Origin of the sequence: Blattabacterium cuenoti (genome assembly GCF_014252055.1) — a bacterium.
Classification (GTDB): domain Bacteria; phylum Bacteroidota; class Bacteroidia; order Flavobacteriales; family Blattabacteriaceae; genus Blattabacterium; species Blattabacterium cuenoti_D.
This window is the reverse complement of sequence record NZ_CP059208.1, coordinates 1-19075: the sequence shown is the minus strand read 5'-3', so window position 1 is coordinate 19075 and position 19075 is coordinate 1. Positions and strand designations below refer to the sequence as shown.

At 24.0% G+C, this 19075-nt stretch carries 15 protein-coding genes and 1 other RNA gene; 9 read left to right on the top strand and 7 right to left on the bottom strand.

Annotated elements, in window-relative coordinates; genetic code table 11:
* Positions 1-60: 60 nt before the first annotated feature.
* From H0H48_RS00080 to folK, 3 genes are all read right to left on the bottom strand, one after another.
* Complete coding sequence (locus H0H48_RS00080; RefSeq protein ID WP_185871102.1) at positions 61-1317, bottom strand: OstA-like protein; 1257 nt, start codon at positions 1315-1317, stop codon at positions 61-63.
* On the bottom strand, positions 1310-1681 hold the full coding sequence (locus H0H48_RS00075; RefSeq protein ID WP_185871101.1) for a RidA family protein: 372 nt from the start codon (positions 1679-1681) through the stop codon (positions 1310-1312). Before H0H48_RS00075 ends, H0H48_RS00080 begins: the two co-directional genes overlap by 8 nt.
* Positions 1682-1936: 255 nt before the next feature.
* On the bottom strand, positions 1937-2440 hold the full coding sequence (folK, locus tag H0H48_RS00070; RefSeq protein ID WP_185871100.1) for a 2-amino-4-hydroxy-6-hydroxymethyldihydropteridine diphosphokinase: 504 nt from the start codon (positions 2438-2440) through the stop codon (positions 1937-1939).
* Positions 2441-2506: 66 nt separating this feature from the next.
* Here folK and H0H48_RS00065 point away from each other — a divergent pair, with 66 nt between their 5' ends.
* The 7 genes from H0H48_RS00065 (at position 2507) to lnt (ending at position 10161) form a co-directional block, all read left to right on the top strand.
* Positions 2507-3547 carry a rod shape-determining protein gene (locus tag H0H48_RS00065; RefSeq protein ID WP_185871347.1) on the top strand — a complete coding sequence of 347 codons (1041 nt, stop codon included), beginning with the start codon at positions 2507-2509 and terminating at the stop codon, positions 3545-3547.
* Positions 3548-3556: 9 nt separating this feature from the next.
* Positions 3557-4387 (top strand): rod shape-determining protein MreC, encoded by an 831-nt coding sequence (gene mreC / locus H0H48_RS00060; RefSeq protein WP_185871099.1) that lies wholly within the window; start codon positions 3557-3559, stop codon positions 4385-4387.
* A complete protein-coding gene (locus H0H48_RS00055; RefSeq protein WP_238785323.1) occupies positions 4377-4913 on the top strand; it encodes a hypothetical protein in 537 nt (178 codons plus the stop codon). The genes mreC and H0H48_RS00055 overlap by 11 nt, the downstream gene beginning before the upstream one ends.
* A complete protein-coding gene (gene mrdA / locus H0H48_RS00050) occupies positions 4897-6780 on the top strand; it encodes a penicillin-binding protein 2 (protein WP_185871098.1) in 1884 nt (627 codons plus the stop codon). The genes H0H48_RS00055 and mrdA overlap by 17 nt, the downstream gene beginning before the upstream one ends.
* Positions 6764-8008: a rod shape-determining protein RodA gene (rodA, locus tag H0H48_RS00045; RefSeq protein WP_185871097.1), complete on the top strand. Its 1245-nt coding sequence runs from the start codon at positions 6764-6766 to the stop codon at positions 8006-8008. The genes mrdA and rodA overlap by 17 nt, the downstream gene beginning before the upstream one ends.
* 61 nt (positions 8009-8069) lie before the next feature.
* Positions 8070-8478: a transfer-messenger RNA gene (gene ssrA, locus H0H48_RS00040) on the top strand.
* An 18-nt stretch (positions 8479-8496) separates the two neighbouring features.
* On the top strand, positions 8497-10161 hold the full coding sequence (gene lnt / locus H0H48_RS00035; RefSeq protein WP_317168621.1) for an apolipoprotein N-acyltransferase: 1665 nt from the start codon (positions 8497-8499) through the stop codon (positions 10159-10161).
* Here the strand turns inward: lnt and H0H48_RS00030 are convergent.
* Complete coding sequence (locus tag H0H48_RS00030) at positions 10158-11678, bottom strand: NAD(P)H-hydrate dehydratase (RefSeq protein ID WP_317168613.1); 1521 nt, start codon at positions 11676-11678, stop codon at positions 10158-10160. The two genes, lnt and H0H48_RS00030, sit on opposite strands and share 4 nt — an antisense overlap.
* A gap of 115 nt (positions 11679-11793) precedes the next feature.
* On the opposite strand from H0H48_RS00030, the gene H0H48_RS00025 reads away from it, so the two are divergent.
* Together H0H48_RS00025 and H0H48_RS00020 are read left to right on the top strand one after the other, a co-directional pair.
* Positions 11794-13002: a dihydrolipoamide acetyltransferase family protein gene (locus H0H48_RS00025; protein ID WP_185871095.1), complete on the top strand. Its 1209-nt coding sequence runs from the start codon at positions 11794-11796 to the stop codon at positions 13000-13002.
* A 10-nt stretch (positions 13003-13012) separates the two neighbouring features.
* Positions 13013-13507 carry an inorganic diphosphatase gene (locus H0H48_RS00020; protein ID WP_185871094.1) on the top strand — a complete coding sequence of 165 codons (495 nt, stop codon included), beginning with the start codon at positions 13013-13015 and terminating at the stop codon, positions 13505-13507.
* Here the strand turns inward: H0H48_RS00020 and aspS are convergent.
* The 3 genes from aspS to nusA are packed head-to-tail and all read right to left on the bottom strand — an operon-like array spanning position 13499 to position 19075.
* Positions 13499-15214: an aspartate--tRNA ligase gene (aspS, locus tag H0H48_RS00015; RefSeq protein WP_185871093.1), complete on the bottom strand. Its 1716-nt coding sequence runs from the start codon at positions 15212-15214 to the stop codon at positions 13499-13501. The two genes, H0H48_RS00020 and aspS, sit on opposite strands and share 9 nt — an antisense overlap.
* 7 nt (positions 15215-15221) lie before the next feature.
* On the bottom strand, positions 15222-17774 hold the full coding sequence (gene infB, locus H0H48_RS00010; protein ID WP_185871092.1) for a translation initiation factor IF-2: 2553 nt from the start codon (positions 17772-17774) through the stop codon (positions 15222-15224).
* A gap of 47 nt (positions 17775-17821) precedes the next feature.
* On the bottom strand, positions 17822-19075 hold the full coding sequence (nusA, locus tag H0H48_RS00005) for a transcription termination factor NusA (protein ID WP_185871091.1): 1254 nt from the start codon (positions 19073-19075) through the stop codon (positions 17822-17824).

Sequence of the window (19075 nt, the reverse complement as noted above, 5' to 3'; positions counted from 1 at the left end):
ATAAAAAAAATGATTTTTTTAATTAAAAATGAAAATAATTTTTTCTATATGAAATTTTTTTTAATTTATTATTAAATTTGATAGATCAATAGAAAAGTTTTTTCCATCAAATTTTTCATTTTTAATCAAAATAACCGGATTTCCAAAAAGTTTAATCTTCTTTTTTGAAGAATCAAATATTAATAATTTACATTTTACTTTAATATATTTATTTAAAATAAAATTTTTAACAGATAATATATGAATTAAATATGAAAAATTTTTTTTTACATAAATTTTTATAACATCTGCATGAATAGAAACTGAACTTTTTTTATATTTTATATCAATATTTGGTTCTTCTTTCAAAAAAAGAAATTTTTTATTTAAATCAAATATTCCAAATCCTTTTTTAAATAATAAATAAAATTTTTCTTTTTTATTATTTTTATTAATCAATGATAAATGATTAAATGATATTTGTCTTTTTTTTTGATCAAAAATAAGAAAGTTTCCTATAAAAACTTTTCCGTTATAATATATTTTATAGTTTTCTCTAAAAATAAATCTTTTTTTTTGTAAAAAAAAAGACATTTTTTTAGAGGATATAAAGTTATTACTTGAATCTAAGTTATTTTTATTATTTTCTTTTTTTATTATACAAGTAGTATAAAAATTTATTATTTTTTTTTGGAATGAATATTCTATAGCATTGGAATATATAATATAGTTTTTATCAAATATTTTAACTCCATCTTTTAATTCTACTTTTTTTTTATTTTCATAAAAAATTCCTTTTTTACTATATATATTTAATTTATTATAGTTAATAAAAGCTCCATTTTTATAGAACAATTTTTTAGATTTTAAATCATATTCTAAAATATTAGTTTTTAATTTTATATTATTATGATAAAAAATAACGTGATTAATAGCTTGAAATAATTTTTTTTTTAAAAAAAAGTTAATGGTATGTGCAAATAGTTTAGTATTTTTTTGATATAATTTTGATCTACCTGAAAATCGTAATATAGAAGATGGTCTACTTATATATTCTATTTTTTTAGAAAAAATTTTACTTTTTTTTGATATTAACTTAACTTTTCCGTATCCATAAAATTTATTTATTTTTTTATAATAAATAGCTTTATCACAAAAAATATGATATTCATTATATTTTAAATGTATTTTTCCTATCAAAAAAAGAAATTTTTCATTTTTTTGTACAGAATCAACATGTATAAGTTCTATATTTTTGCAAAATACTTTGTTGATAAATAATAAAAAAAATAATAAAATTATCAAGAAGTAATTCTTTAGAAAAAGAATTTTATTCATTGTTAATAAATGCAATCATAGATATTTCTATATTAGCATTTTTAGGTAGTCCATTTACTTGAATAGTTTCTCTTGCTGGGTAATTTTTATTAATAAAAAATTTTGAATAAATTTTATTGATTTTTTCAAAATTATTCAATTTTTTTACAAAAATTGTGGTTTTTATAATATTTTGAAAACCAATTTTATTTTCTGATAATATAATTCCTATATTTTCCATAATATTTTTTGTTTCTATTTCTATATCATTTTCTATCTTTTCAGCTATTTGTCCGGAAATAAACAAAAATTTTTCACAAAGTACACATGTACTATATGGCCCATAAGATGGAATTTTTTCTATTGAAATTTTTTTTAAATTCATGAGAGTATAATTTTTTCTACAGTTTTCCAATTTATCTTAAAAAAGATAATCTTTTGTAAGATAATATTTTGAATATTGCTCACTCTTCTATATTAATATTTATTATTTAAAAACGTAATCTACTATCGGATATATTTTTTATCCTTATATAACTTTTTATTTTTATCTTTTTATTTTTATAATGTTATTATAATATATAATGAAATATATAATGATAAATTTATTTTCAATCTAAATGATAATCAATAATTTATTTCAAATATTGATTTTTTTTATCTTTAATTTATCTATACATAGTCCTAATATTTCTAAAATTGTAAAGTTAAATATGGGATGATTTTTGTTTGGAGTTATTTCACACATAGGTTCTAAAGCAAATCTACGTAAATGGAATAAAGGATGTGGAATGGTTAAAATTAAGCTATGTATGATAATGTTATCATAAAATATGATATCTATATCAATTTCTCGATCTTGATAACCTTCTTTTTTTTTCTTATTTTCTCTTCCTATAAAAAATTCTATATTATGAATTTCTTGGAGAAGACACATCGGATTAAGACTAGTTTTTATATGTAAAGCCCTATTATAGAATGGATATGTATTTTTATTCATATTCCATGCTTGACTTTCAAAGTAAGAAGATTTTTTAAGAATAGTCCCAATATTATTGGATATCAAAGATAATGAATTTTCTAAATTATTTTTTCTATTTTCTTTATTGCTTCCTTGTAATAAAAAAATATGATGCTCTTGCAAAATCGAAAAATTTTCGTTAATATACAGTTTTATTTAGAAAAATACTTTTTTCTTCAAAAAATATCAATGACATTAGTAGTAGATTTTATAAAAAATCTCTTTACTCAAGAAATAGCGATAGATTTAGGAACTGCTAATACTTTAATTATGCATAACAATAAAGTTATTGTAGACTTACCTTCTATAATAGCCATAGATGTAAGAACAAAAAAAGTCCTAGCAGTAGGAGAGGAAGCAAAAAAAATGCAAGGGAAAACTCATGAAAATATTAAAATATATAAACCGTTAAAGGATGGAGTAATTGCAGATTATCAGATAGCAGAATTAATGATAAGAGAATTCATTAAAAAAGTTCCAGGAATAAATAATAAATTTTTTACTCCATCTCTTACAATGGTTATTTGTATTCCTTCTGGAATTACAGAAGTAGAAAAAAGAGCTGTAAAAGATTCGGCTCAACATCTAAATGCTAAAGAAGTTTATCTTATTGAAGAGCCTATGGCGGCTGCTATAGGTTCAGGGATATCAGTAACAAAAGCAGAAGGTAATATGATAATTGATATAGGAGGAGGTACTACTGAATGTGGAGTTATAGCTTTAGGAGGTATAGTATGTCAAAGATCTATAAAGATAGCTGGAGATGTGTTTACAAATGATATAGCTTATTTTCTTCGTACTAAGTATAATTTATATATAGGAGAAAGAACTGCAGAAAAAATAAAGATAGATATAGGAGCTGCAATGGAGACTATTGATTCTCCACCTAAAGAAATTCATATACAAGGAAGGGATCTTCCAACAGGAAAACCTAAGGAAATGAATCTTTCTTATAAAGAAATTATTCCAGCACTTGATAAATCAATTTTACGAATTGAAGATGCAGTTATGGAAACTCTTTCTATGACTCCTCCAGAACTTGCAGCAGATATTTATAAGACAGGAATTTATATGGCTGGTGGTGGATCTTTATTAAGAGGATTAGATAAAAGAATTTCAAAAAAAACGGGATTACCAGTTTCTTTAGTAGAAGATCCATTAAGAGCAGTAGTAAAAGGAACAGGAGTAGCTTTAAAAAATATTGATAAATTTACGTTTTTAATGAAATAGAACTTATTTATGCGTGAATTTTTTAATTTTTTTTTTAGATGTCGTTTTTTTATTTTATTTATTTTACTTGAATCTACAGTTGCTTTTTTTTCATTTTCAAATTTTGAAATTAAAAAATACTTTTATACAGGTTCTTCTAATTTAATAATTGGAAATATTTATAGTTATATTCATAAATTAAGTAGTTATTTTTTGTTAGATATTGAAAATAAAAGATTAATAAATGAAAATAAAAAATTACGAAACGAAAATTTATCTCATAAAATAAAAAAAATATCTCAAGATTTTAAAGGAGAAAATATAGAATATTTACAACAGTATATTTTTACTCCCGTAAAAATTGTGAATAATACTATAAGTGAACGAGAAAACTATATAACAATAAATAAAGGGAGTATAGATGGAATTAAAGCAGATATGGGAATTATATTTCCTAATGGAATTGCAGGAATCGTCACAAAAACATCTCCACATTTTAGTGTAGCAATATCTCTTTTAAACCCAAAAATTAAAGTGAATGCAAGATTAAAAAAAAATAAATATTTTGGTACAATTACTTGGGATGGAGTAGATTATAAATATCTAATTTTATATGACATTCCAAAATATTCTATTATACGAAAAGGGGATATCGTAGAAACAGACGGAAAATCTGGAACTTTTCCTGAAGGAATTGCAATTGGTGAGGTTTATTCTTATCAATTTAATCAAGAACATGCTAATTATATTATAAAAGTAAAATTACTAGAAAATTTTTCTACTATAGAAAGTGCTTATGTAGTAAAAAATTTATTTAAAAAAGAATGGGAAGAACTTCAACTTTATCAAGTTGATAAATAAATTAATGATTTCTATTATAAATTTTTTTATTTATATTTTTCTTTTTCTTATAGTTCAAATATTTATACTAAAATATTCATTTTTTTTAGGAAATTATTCTATTTATATATATATCTTATTTGTTCTAGTATATCCATATAATAATAATAAAAAATATAAATTTTTAATTTTATCTTTTTTTATAGGATGGATCATTGATAATTGTATAAATACTTCCGGTATTCATATTTTTTCTACTACTTTATCTGCATTTCTAAGATTAAAATTTTTACAATTTTTTGATGGAAACAATTTTATTGATGAAAATAATTTTTCTATTTATAAGTTGCCTATTGTTAGACAAATATTTTATATATTTTCTTTAGTTTTTACACATTATATTTCTTTATTAATATTACAATTATTAAAAGGAACTTATTTTAATAAAATAATTTTATTTAGATTCATATTGAGTAGTATTTTTACTGCTATTTTATGTATTATATACTTTTTTTCAAAAAGATTAACCATTGAAAAAACTATATAAGTTTTACATTTTATTAACCATTATAGGTGTAATTTTTATATTTAGGTTATTTTATATACAGATATATACTGAAAAATATATTTTAAATGCTTTTAACACCTCTATAAAGCAAGAGATTATTATTCCAGAAAGAGGATCAATTTTTGATAGAAATGAAAATTTATTAGTTTTTAATAAATCTATTTATGAATTAATAGTTATTCCAATACTTATTGATGATAATTTTAATATTATTGAGTTTTGTAATCTTGTAGGAATTAAAAAAAACACGTTTTATAAAAATTTAGAAAAAGCAAAAGATTATTCTAAGTATTTGCCTTCTGTATTTTTACCATTTATATCAAAAGATAAATTTGCATCTATACAAGAAAAATTATATAAATATAAAGGATTTGATTGGACGAAAAGATCTATCAGAGATTATAAAGTAGAAAGTTCTGTTAACGTTTTAGGATACATAGGAGAAGTTACAACAGAAGATATAGAAAAAGAATCTAATTATTATCAAATAGGGGATTTTATTGGATGGGCAGGAGTAGAAAAATCTTATGAAAAAATTTTAAGAGGGAAAAAAGGAGTAAAATATTGGATAAGAGATAGAAAAGGTTGTATAATAGGAAGTTATAATAATAGAAAAAATGATGTGAAAGCTATTAGTGGAAATGATCTTTCTCTCACTATAGATTGGACCTTACAAAGGTATGCAGAACAACTCATGTATCAAAAAAAAGGAGGAATTGTTGCTATAAATCCAAGGAATGGAGAAATTTTGTCATTAGTATCTAGTCCTATAAATAACCCAAATTTGTTTATAGGAGTAAATAGATCCAAAGAATTTCAAAAATTAATGGAAAATACAATAGACAATCCTTTATTTGATAGAACTACACAAGCACGTTATCCACCAGCATCACCATTTAAATTACTAACGGAATTAGCTGGTCTTCAAATGGGGGTAGTTAATACTAATACAACTTTTATTTGTTATAAAGGATTTAAATATGGAAAAAAAAGAATTCATTGTCATTCTGGTATTCATGGAATTCCTATAGGAATAGAAACAGCAACTGCTGTTTCTTGCAACAATTATTTTGCACAAGTTTATAAACGTGTAATAGAAAAATATCCTAAAAATTTAACAAGAGGAGTTAATGAATGGTGTAATATTATTAAAAGTTTTGGATTTGGAAATTATTTATCTAATGATTTAGCTACAGGAGAAAAAGGAATAATCCCTTCTGGTGATTACTATAACAAAAAATATGGAATAACAAAATGGAATGCTATTACTATTATTTCTAATAGTATAGGACAAGGAGAAATTAATGTCACACCTATTCAATTAGCAAATATGGTTTGTGCTATAGCAAATAAAGGTTTTTTTTATACTCCACATATTGTTAAATGTATAAATCATAAACCTATATCTAATCCAAATTATACTGTAGCTAAATTTACCAAAGTAAAAAAAAAATATTTTCAATTTATTATTAATGGAATGGAAAAAGTTTTTATAATTGGAACAGGAAAAAAATTTAAATGCTCAGACGTTAGAATGGCAGGAAAAACAGGAACATCTCAAAATTTTATAAGAATTGATCATAAAGTAATTTCTTTACCTGATCATTCTATTTTTATTTTGTTTGCACCAGTAGAAGATCCAAAAATAGCTATTTCTGTCATAATAGAAAATGGTGGGTATGGTTCTAGATGGGCAGGTCCAATTGCAAGTTTAATTGCAGAGAAATATATTAAAAATAATGTAAATAGAAAAAATCTTGAAAAAAAAATAATGAATTCAGGATTACAAAAAGTATATAATACTATAGCAAAAATAAAAAAAAATTCTTTTGATAAAAAGAAATAGAGTATTATTAAAAAACATTGATTGGAAAATAGTGATGATTTATATCATTATGATTTTCTTTGGAAATATTAATTTATATTCTGTATCACATGAAAAAGCAGAGAAACAATTAGTATGGATTTTTTTTAGTTTTATTTTTATATTAATTATTTTCTTATTTAAACCTTCACATTATAAATATATAACTCCAATATTTTTCTTATTCACATTTTTTCTTTTAATTGGAGTTTTCTTCTTTGGTAAAAATATTAATGGGGCAAGATCTTGGTATGTTTTTGGTCCTATTAGTTTCCAGCCTTCTGAACTATCAAAAATATCAACATCTTTAATGGTAGCTCATTTAATAAGTCAAAATAATAATATAAAAAACAACAAAAAAGTATTAGTATACATACTAATTATAATAATGATTCCTTCTTTTTTAATTTTTGTTCAACCAGATCCAGGCTCTTCCATAATATTTTCTTCTTTTATTTTAACTCTGTATAGAGAAGGACTTCCTATTTATTTTATACTTTATTTTTTGTTTTCTATTTTTTTATTTATTATTTCGTTAAATATATCTTTTTGGATTATAGGTTTTTTTTTATTTTTTATTTTCGTTATTATTATTCTTTCGAAGAAAAATCTCTCTTTATTAAAGATATTTTATTATCTTTTTTTATTCATAAATTTTTTTGTTATTTCAATTATTTCGCCATTTTTCTTTAAGGAATTTTTAAAACAACATCATAAAGATAGAATTAATATTCTATTTAAAAATGAATTTAATAAAAAATATAGGGATAATGTAGGATATAATCTATTATATTCAAAAACAGCTATTGGTTCAGGAAAATTATTTGGAAAAGGATATAAAAAAGGAACTGTAACAAAAGGAAAATTTGTACCTGAACAACACACTGATTATATTTTTTGTACAGTTGGAGAAGAATGGGGGTTTGTAGGGAGTGTAACTTTTATTATATTTTATTTATTATTTATTAGCCGTATTTATTTTTTATCTGAAAGACAAAAAGACCATTTTGGAAGAATATTTGGTTATTCTATTGGAAATATTATTCTTGTTCATTTTATTATTAATTTGGGGATGGTAATGGGGCTTTTTCCTACGATAGGAATCGTATTACCATTTTTTAGTTATGGGGGGTCATCTTTATGGTCTTTTACTATTTTATTGTTCTTATTTATAAGAATAGATGCATCAGACCAAAATACTTTTCTTTAAAATTTTTTCTTTAAAATTTTTTCTTTAAAATTTTTTCTTTAATTTAACAAATATTTTTTAAGGGGCTGATTATGGAATTGACAGCAAGATTAGTTCTAAAAGATAGCATACCGTGTCATGTAATGTATTACACGTAAATAAAGCATTACAAATATATAAACGGCGAGAAACAATACGCTTTTGCTGCTTAATGTAATTTCATTATAGCTTTATCTGCAAAATGCAGAAGCAAAATATCTCTCGGAAATTCTTCCTTATAATTTCTGATATAAGAGATACAAAAAAATATTAAGGATAAGGGAAATATATGATTCTAAAATTTTCTAAAATAAAAATATTGAATCTATGGTTTTTATAATTTAAGATCCAAAAATTAAAATAAAAACTGAAAAAAATATTTTTGGATAAGTATGTAGAAGTCTTTTAAACTTCTTGTTTGGACGCGGGTTCGATTCCCGCCAGCTCCACATTTTTTATTTGCCTTATTAATTATTGAAATATTAAAAAGAAAAAATAGTAGAATTCAATTTTTCATATGTAGTATTTTATCAGGTCTTTTATTAGGATTTGGATGGCCTACGGATGGAAATCCTATCTATTTATTTATAGCTTTTGTTCCTTTATTATATGTAGAAGTAAATTCTAATCTTTCTCTTTCATACATTTTTTTGTTTTCTTTTATTACATTTTCAATATGGAACTCTATAGCCACATGGTGGTTATCTTATGCACGAAGAAGTGATGGATCTTTTGCTTTGGAGGCTTATTTAATTCCAGTATTTTTTAATTCTTTTTTCATGTCAATTATTTTTACTTTTTATTCATATCTCAAGAGATATACAAGAAGTAAAAATATAGGATATACATTATTAATTTGCTTATGGATATTGTTTGAAAAACTCCATTTAGAGTGGGAATTATCTTGGCCATGGCTAAATTTAGGAAATGGATTTTCTAATCGTATTGAATGGATTCAATGGTATGAATATACTGGAACTTTAGGGGGTACTATATGGATATGGATAGTAAACATTGGATTTACTGAATCTATTCTAAAATATAAAAAAAATAAAAATATACTTGTATTATATAATGGTTTATTATTTAACATAGGAAAAATATTTTTTCTAATTTTTATTTCAAATCTTATATATATGAAATATGAAGGTAAAGACTATAATAAACATATAGAAATATTGATATTACAACCTAATATTGATCCATATTATAGAAAATATAATATATCAACAAAAAATGTAATTCTTAATTTAAAAAATTTAATAAATAAGAAAATTTCTAAAAATCCTGTAATCATAATAGCTCCTGAAACTACATTTCCAGGAAATGGAAATAAAATTCCAATAAATAATATAAATAAAAATCATATAATTTCTTTTTTTAGAAATTATCTAAAAAAAAAATATCCAAAAACTATTTTTATAACAGGAGCAGAATTATTTATTTCATATAATAAAAATAATAGGAGTGAAACATCTATTCCTATCATTTTTAAAAATTCCAGTAAAATACAATGGATAGATATTTTTAATTCAATTATTCAAATTTCTCCTTCTAAAAAGATAGAATTTCATCATAAATCTAAATTAGTACCAGGTGTAGAGACTTTCCCATATAAAAAAATTTTTTTTCCTATATTAGGAAATATTTTACTTAATTTCGGGGGAACTACACTAGAATTAGGAAAACAAAAAATTCCTAATATTTTTATACATCCTTATTCAGGAGTTAAAATAGCACCTATTATATGTTATGAATCTGTTTATGGAGAATACGTATCTTCATTTTTAAAAAAAAATGCTCAATTGATTGTTATTATCACAAATGATGGTTGGTGGAGTAATTCACAAGGACATAAACAACATTTATATTATGCTCGTCTAAGAGCTATTGAAAATAGAAAATTTTTAGCTAGATCAGCTAATACAGGAGTATCTTGTTTTATTGATGAAAAAGGAGAATTTTTATCTTCTCTTCCTTATGGAAAAAGAGGATTTTTGTATAAGAGAATACCTATAAATAATAAAATAACTTTTTATATAAAACATGGAGATTATATTTTTAATATAAGTCTATTTTTCACAATAGTAATTTTATTATACATTATTATAATCATTCGTAATAATAAAAATTAATTATTTATTATATTAAATGCTTCACCTATATATTTATTTATATCTCTAGATATTAAAGATTGTTGACTAAATTTTTTTGATGCTATATCTCCAGATAATCCATGTAAATAAACTCCCATTATACATGATTTTCTTGGAGAATACCCCTGAGATAAAAAACTCATGATAATTCCAGAAAGAACATCTCCACTTCCTGCAGTAGACATACCTGGATTTCCAGTAGTATTGAAATAAATAACTCCTTTTGGAGTAGAAATAATTGAATATGCCCCTTTTAAGATAATAAAAATTTTATATTTCTTAGAAATTTTCCTAAGCATATTTAATTTATGGTATTCATTTTTCCATAATCCAAATAGTCTGCTAAATTCCTTTGGATGTGGAGTTATAATAGTATTTTCTGGAAGAAAATTTAATAATTCTATCCGTTCAGATAATATATTTATTGCATCAGCATCTATAATCATAGGAATGGAATTATCTTTATTTTTTAAATAATTTTCTAGAGCTTTTATAGTTTTATAATTTTTTCCCATTCCCATTCCTATACATATTGCGTTTATATCATTTTTAATAATAATTTCACTTAAATATTTTTCATTATTTGTTTTTATAATAGCCTCTGGAAGAAGTGTTTGTATTATTTGATATCCACAACTTGGAACATAAATAGTTAGTTTTCCTATTCCGGAACGAAGACTAGCTTCTCCAGAAAGAGCAACAGCTCCTATCATTCCATAACTACCTCCTATAATAATTCCATGCCCATAATTTCCTTTATGAGAAAACTTTTTTCTTTTATTATTTTTATTATTCAACAAAGTATTAATATATATTTCATCAACAAGAATATTTTTTGTATTCATTTTTTGTAAAAAATGATGATTCCATCCAATATCTAATAAATACCATTTTCCAATATAATCAACATAGCTCGGAAACAAAAAAGGTAATTTTGGTGTTTGAAAACTTAAAGTATGAGTGGCCTTTATAATAGTTTCAAAATTATTTTGACTTTTTTCCATAAGTAATCCAGAAGGAATATCTATAGATATAACACATTTAAATTTATTTTTATTATTTATGTGATAAAAAAAAGATTTCCAATATTTATTTTTTATAATCCTATTATAACCTATTCCAAATATTGCATCTACTAAATAACTTTCATTTTTATCTAATGACGGAAACTCAACTTTTTCATAAATATTTCGTAATTCAACACCATATTTTAATGCTTTTTTCTTACTGATTAGAAAATCTTTTGATGAATTATTAGAAATATTTAATATATAAACTATAACATCAACCCCATGTAAGTGTAGCATTCTAGCTAAACAAACTCCATCCCCCCCATTATTACCATTTCCTGATAAAATTATAAATGGAACAGTTTTCAATTGGAGATTATTAATAATCCACTCAAAACAACTTTTTGCTGCTCTTTCCATTAATTGAATCGAAGAAATTGATTCGTAATCAATACAATATTGATCCATTTTTTTGATTTGATTCAATGAAAGAATTTTCATTTTTTAAAATGAATTTATTATTTTTGATCTTATATATGGATTTTCTATTAAATTATAAAATCTATTTATTATGCAAATATAATTAAAACGATAAATTTAGATGGCCGAATATAACTTGACCCTTCCAGCCATGGGTGAAAGTATAGCTGAGGCTACTATCATTCGTTGGTTAAAAGAAGAAGGAGATTATGTAAAAAAAGAAGAACTTTTAGTAGAAATAGCTACCGATAAAATAGATTCAGAAGTTTATTCTCCTGTAAATGGAATTTTAATAAAAAAATTATTTTATCCTGACCAAGTTGCTAAAGTTGGAAATTCTATAGCTATTTTAGAAACAGAAGATAATACAGAAATTACTTATGAAGAAAAAACTATAAAAGAAGAACAAGAAGAAAGTAAAAAACGTTTTTATTCTCCTCTTGTTCGTACCATTGCTAATAAAGAAGGAATTAGTTTTTATGAATTAGAAACTATAAAAGGAACTGGAGAAAATGAAAGAATTACAAAAAAAGACCTATTAAAATTTATTTATATAAAAAAAAATAGAATTTCTTTTCCTTTTACAAAAAGTAGAATTTATAATAATAAGATATCATTGAATAATGATGAAATTTTAGAAATGGACAGAATGCGAAAAATAACTGCAGAACATATGATGAGAAGTAAAAACGTTTCTGCACATGTAACTTCTTTTGTTGAAGCAGATGTCACAAATATTGTGAAATGGAGGGAGAATCTAAAAGAGTCTTTTCAAAAAAAAACAGGAGAAAAATTGACTTTGATGTCTGTTTTTGTAGAATGTGTAGTAAAAGCTATAAAAGATCTACCTATGATCAATATATCTGTAAGTGGAACAAACATAATAAAAAAAAGAAATATCCATATAGGATTAGCTACTGCATTACCTAACGGTAATTTGATCGTTCCTGTTATAAAACATGCAGATTCTTATAGTTTAGGGGGATTAGTTAAAATCATTAATGATTTGATAAAGAGAGCTAAATCTAATAAACTAAAACCTGAAGAAACTCAAGGAGGGACTTATACGATAAGTAATATTGGTAGTTTTGGAAATCTTTTTGGAACTCCAATTATACATCAACCTCAAGTTGCTATTATGGCAATAGGTTTAATACAAAAAAAATTATCTATAATAGAAACTCCAGAAGGAGACTTTGTTGGAATAAGACACAAAATATATTTATCTCATTCTTATGATCATCGCGTAATAGATGGCGTATTAGGTGGAAGTTTTGCAAAAAAAGTAGCTTTATACTTAGAAAAATTTAATTCTTATACAAAAATATAAAAAAGTGATTATGGAAATAGTTTTTGACGTATTAATTGAAATACCAAAAGGTAGTAGAAATAAATATGAATTTGATAAAAAAAATAATTGTATCCGTTTAGATAGGGTTTTATATTCTACTATTAATTATCCTACAGATTATGGTTTTATTCCTAAAACACTTTCTATGGATGGAGATCCATTAGATGCATTAATATTTTTAACAGAACCAACTGTTCCAGGGTGTTTAATAACTGTAAAGCCTATCGGTTTATTTTCTATGTTAGACGAAAAAGGAGAAGATGAAAAAATTATTTGTGTTCCTATCGCTGACCCTAACTATAATAATATTAATAGTATAAAAGAAATAGGTTTGCATACTAAAAAAGAGATAGAACATTTTTTTTCAATTTATAAAGATTTGGAAAATAAAAAAGTAAAAATAAGAGGGTGGAAAAATAAAAATACAGCAATAGCAGTATATAAAGAATCTTGTTTACGATACAAAGAAAATAATTTAACGTAAGTATAATTCTTTTAATTTGTCCATATCTAAAGAAGATGGAGTATTTATCATTATATCCTTTCCATCATTATTTTTAGGAAAAGCAATAAAGTTCTTTATATCTTCATCTCCTTCTATAAGGTTTATTAACCTATCTAAACCAAACGCTATCCCCCCGTGAGGAGGAGCACCATATGTTAAAGCTTTTGTAAAAAAACTAAAATTTGATTCTATTTCCTTTTTAGATAATCCTAAATGTTTAAATATTATATTTTGTATTTTTTTCTTATAAATTCGGATAGAACCGCTTCCAATTTCTGTTCCATTTATAACCAAGTCATAGGATTTTGATCGAACATTTTCTGGATTATTTTCTAAATATTGTAAGTCTTCTTCTTTTGGGCTTGTAAATGGATGATGCATAGATTTATATCTATTATTTTTTTCTTCCCATTCAAAAAGAGGTATATCTTTTATCCATAATGGTTTGAAAATTTTTTTATTAATTAAATTAAGACAATTAGCAATTTCCAAACGTATTTTATGTAGTAGATTTCTTGCATCTTTTTTTTCCCCATAAGAAATAAATAATAAATCATCAGGATTAGATTGAAAATATTCTATGAAAATAGAACAAATTTCTTTGTTGATAAAACTTTTATTTGAATAAATAAAAGTTTTATCAGGCAAATATTTTATCCAAAAAAAATTTTCGTTATTTAATTTTTTTATATTATCTAATATAGAATTGATATTATCATATGTATAAAAACATTTACATTTTTTTATTTTTATTCCAACTATTAATTCTTGTTTTATTAGATAATTAATTTCTTTTTTGTGAACTAAATCATTTAGTTCACAAAATTTCATTCCAAAACGAATGTCAGGACTATCAGTTCCATACATTTTAATAGCATCAAAATAAGATATTTTTGGAAAAGTATCTAATTTAATATTTTTTATATTATTAAATATGTGTTTAATAAAATACTCAAAAAAAATTAAAACATCATTTTCATTTACAAATGACATTTCACAATCTAATTGTGTAAATTCTATTTGTCTATCAGATCTAGCATCTTCATCTCTAAAACATTTTACTATTTGAAAATACTTATCTATTCCTCCTATCATTAGTAATTGTTTAAATAATTGAGGGGATTGAGATAAAGCATAAAATTTACCTACATGATTTCTGGATGGAACAACAAAACTTCTTGCACCTTCTGATGTATGATTAATTAATACAGGAGTTTCTACTTCTATGAATCCTTTCATAGAAAGAAAATTTCGTATCATTAAAAAGATTTTGTGACGCATTATAAGATTCTTTTTTATAAGATTCCTTCTTATATCAAGATATCTATGAGTCATTCTATTTTCTTCACTACCATCAGTTTTATCTATTATAGAAAAAGGAAGTGGAAGAGAGGAATTTAAAATATCTATTTTAGATACTTTTATTTCTATTTCTCCTGTATTTAAATTATAATTTTTAGAGAGTCTTTCAATTACTTCTCCGTTAATTCTAATTAAAAACTCCTTTCCCAAAGAAATAGTTAACAAACTTTTGGACAAAATAATTTGTGTTATTCCAAAATAATCCCTAATATCTATAAAAAATAGAGATCCAAAATTTCTTATATTTTGGATCCATCCAGATAAAATTACTTTTTCCCCAATATCTTTTTTGCGTAATTCACCACAATTGTGTGTTCTATACATTTCAGAATTAATTATTTTTATCTGAAGATAATTCTTCATAAACTTCTACAATATCTCCGTATTTAAGATTATTAAAATTTTTTATGCTTAAACCACATTCATATCCTTTAGAAACTTCTTTTACATCTTCTTTGAAACGTTTCAAAGATATAAATTCTCCATTGTGAATAACAATTCCTTCTCTAATTAATCTAACTTTAGCTTGTCTAGATAACCTACCTTCAATAACCATACATCCAGCTACAGTTCCAACTTTAGGAATTTTAAATATTTCTCTTATCTCTGCATTTCCTAATATTTTTTCTCTAACTTCAGGAGACAACATTCCTTCCATTGCTTCTTGAATATCATTAATGACATCATATATAATAGAATAAGTTCGTATTTCTATATCTTCTTTTTTTGCTATATTTTTTGAACTAATATTTGGACGAACGTTAAATCCTATTATAATAGCATCAGAAGCACTTGCTAATAAAACATCAGATTCAGTTATTTGACCTACTCCTTTATAAATAATATTCACCATGATTGTCTTTGTAGATAATTTTTGAAGAGCATCTGTTATAGCTTCAACAGATCCGTCTACATCTCCTTTAATAATTATTTTTAATTCTTTAAAATCTCCTAATGCTATTCTCCTTCCTACTTCATCAAGTGTAAGATGTTTTTGAGCTCTTATATTTTGTTCTCTTTGTAATTGTTCTCTTCTAGAAGCAAGTTGTTTTGCTTCTTTTTCATCCTCAAATACTTTAAATTTATCTCCAGCAGTAGGTGCTCCATTTAATCCTAGGATAGTTATTGGTTTTGATGGCCCTGCTGAAAAAATAGAATGACCTCTTTCATCTAAAATGTTTTTTACTTTACCATGATGGCTTCCTGCTAATACATAATCTCCAACTTTTAAAGTTCCTCCTTGTAAAAGTAAAGTTGTAATATAACCTCTTCCTTTGTCTAAAGAAGCTTCTATAACAGTACCTATTGCAGGTTTGTTAGGGTTAGCTTTAAGATCCAATAATTCTGAAACTAGAAGGACTTTTTCTAATAATTTATCTACTCCATGTCCAAGCTTTGCTGATACTTCCTGAGAAGTATACTTTCCTCCCCATTCTTCTACTAAAAAATTTAGATTAGCTAATTGTTCTTTTATTTTATCAGGGTTAGCATTTTTTTTATCTATTTTATTAAATACAAAAATTATGGGCACATTAGCTGCTTGAGCATGGCTAATAGCTTCTTTAGTTTGAGGCATAACTTGATCATCAGATGCAATTACTATGATTGCTATATCAGTTATTTGAGCTCCTCTCGCACGCATAGCAGTAAAGGCTTCATGCCCTGGAGTATCTAAAAATGTAATAAATTTATTATTAGAATATTCTACACTATAAGCTGCAATATGTTGAGTAATGCCACCAGCTTCTCCAGCAATTACGTTAGTATTTCTTATATAATCTAATAAAGATGTTTTTCCATGATCAACATGCCCCATTACTGTGATTATAGGTGATCTTGGTTTTAAATTAGCTTCTGAATCTTTATCGTCTTGAATTGCTTCTTCCAAATCTAATCCAACAAATTCTACATTATATCCAAACTCATCTGCTACTAAAGTTAGTATTTCTGCATCTAATCTTTGATTCATAGTAACCATAATTCCTAAAGACATACAAGATACAATCACATCGGTAGCATTCACTCCCATCATAGATGCTAATTCATTTACTGTTGTAAATTCTGCTACTTTAAGTAATTTTTCTTTATTCTCGTTATCTGTTTCTTTTTGAAGAAGTCTTTTTTCTTTTTGATATTGACGTTTTTCTTTTCTAATTTTTGAAGACTTTGATCTTACTCTTTTTGAAGATAATTTTTCTAAAGTTTCTTTAATTTGTTTTTCTATTTGTTCATCTGTGATAGCTTGTTTTTGTTTTTGAGAATTTTTTTTATTTTTTAATTTTTCTATTTTTTTATCATAAGAATTTTTTCTTTCTTGTCCCTGTTTTTTTTTATTAACATTTTTTACCTCATCAAGAGAAATTTCTTTTTTAATTCTCTTACGTTTTTTTTTAAAAAAATTTTCTTGTTTCGTTTTTTTTTTCTCAAATTGAGATAAATCAATCCTATCACCTGTTAACATTACTCCATCTAATTTTTGATAGATAGTATCAATATGTTCTGGTTTATTGGATAAATTTTCTATTTTTTTTTCACAAGAATTGTCATTTTTTTTTTCATGTTTATCTAATGTATCAATATTTATTTTTTTAAATTCAATCAAATTTTCTGATTTAACACGAGTGATATTTTTTAATTTTGTTAACTCTTCTTTTATTTTTTCTTTTTCCATTTTTTTTTGCAAAAAAATTTTCTCAGAAGCGTCTCGTATTTCTTTATAAGTTTGAAATTCTCGTACAAGAAATCTATAAATACGATATTCTATTTTTGCATTAGGATTATTTTCTATTTCAATCCCTTTTTTTTGTAGAAATCTAACTACTCTTTGTAAAGAAATATTAAATCGAGTTAATATAGTTTTTAATCTGATCTTATCAGTAGTCATATATCTAAGATATAAAATAAAATATAGCAAGAAAAAAACAAAAATTTTTATGTATTTATGTTTAATTCTTCTTCAAATTCTTTTTTTAATATATTAACAACTTTGTTAATAATCTTTTCTTCTAGTTTAGTACGTTTACTAAGATCATTTTTTCCATAATTTAAAACAGATTTTGCAGTATTTAAACCTATTTTATGAAATTTTTCTAATATTTCTGATTCTATCTCATCAGAAAATTCTGTTAATTCTACGTCATCTTCAAAAGGAAAATCTTTAAATATATGAATTTTATATCCAGTTAATTGACTAGCTAATTTAATATTTAGCCCACCCCTCCCAATAGCTTTAGATATTTCTTCAAGTTTTACATATACATTGACATATTTATGTTCTTCATTGACTTCCATCATAGATATTTTTGCTGGGCTTAAAGCTCTTGTTATGTACAATTGAGTATTCGATGTATAATTAATAACATCTATATTTTCATTTTTTAATTCCCTGACAATAGGGTGAATTCTAGACCCTTTCATTCCAACACAAGCTCCAACTGGATCAATACGATCATCATAAGATTTTACAGCTATTTTAGCTTTTTCTCCTGGAATTCTTGCAACTTTTTTTACAGTAATTAATCCATCAGAAACTTCCGGAATTTCTAATTTAAAAAGTTCTTCTAAAAAAGATTCATCCCTCCTGGTAAGGATAGCAAAAGGTTTATTATCTTTCCATTCTACTTTTTTTACTAATGCTCTTACAGGATCTCCTTTTCTAAAAAAATCACTTGGAATTTGTTCATATTTTGGTAAAACCATTTCATTTTGCTCTTCATCTCTTGTAATAATTTGTCTAGGTAAAATATGGTAAACTTCAACATTTACAATCTCTCCTATTTTATTTTTAAATTTTTTATAAATGTTTGTATTGTCAAATTCATTAATTTTTGAAAGAAGATTTTGTCTCAAAGCTAAAATTGCTCTTCTTCCTAAAGTTTGTAACTCTACTTTTTCAGTAACCTCTTCTCCTATTTCAAAATCTGGCTGTATTTTCCTTGCCTTAGAAAAGGTTATTTCTTTATTTTTATCTTTTACTTCTCCATCTTTAACTACTATTCTATTTCTCCAAATCTCTAAATCTCCTTGATCTGGGTTTACAATAATATCATAGTTTTTGGATGAATCATATTTTTTACTTAATATACATCGTATAGATTCTTCAAGAATTGCCATAAGATTTACTCTATCTATATTTTTTTCAGATTTAAAATCTGAGAAAGAATCTATTAAAGCTTCATTATTCAT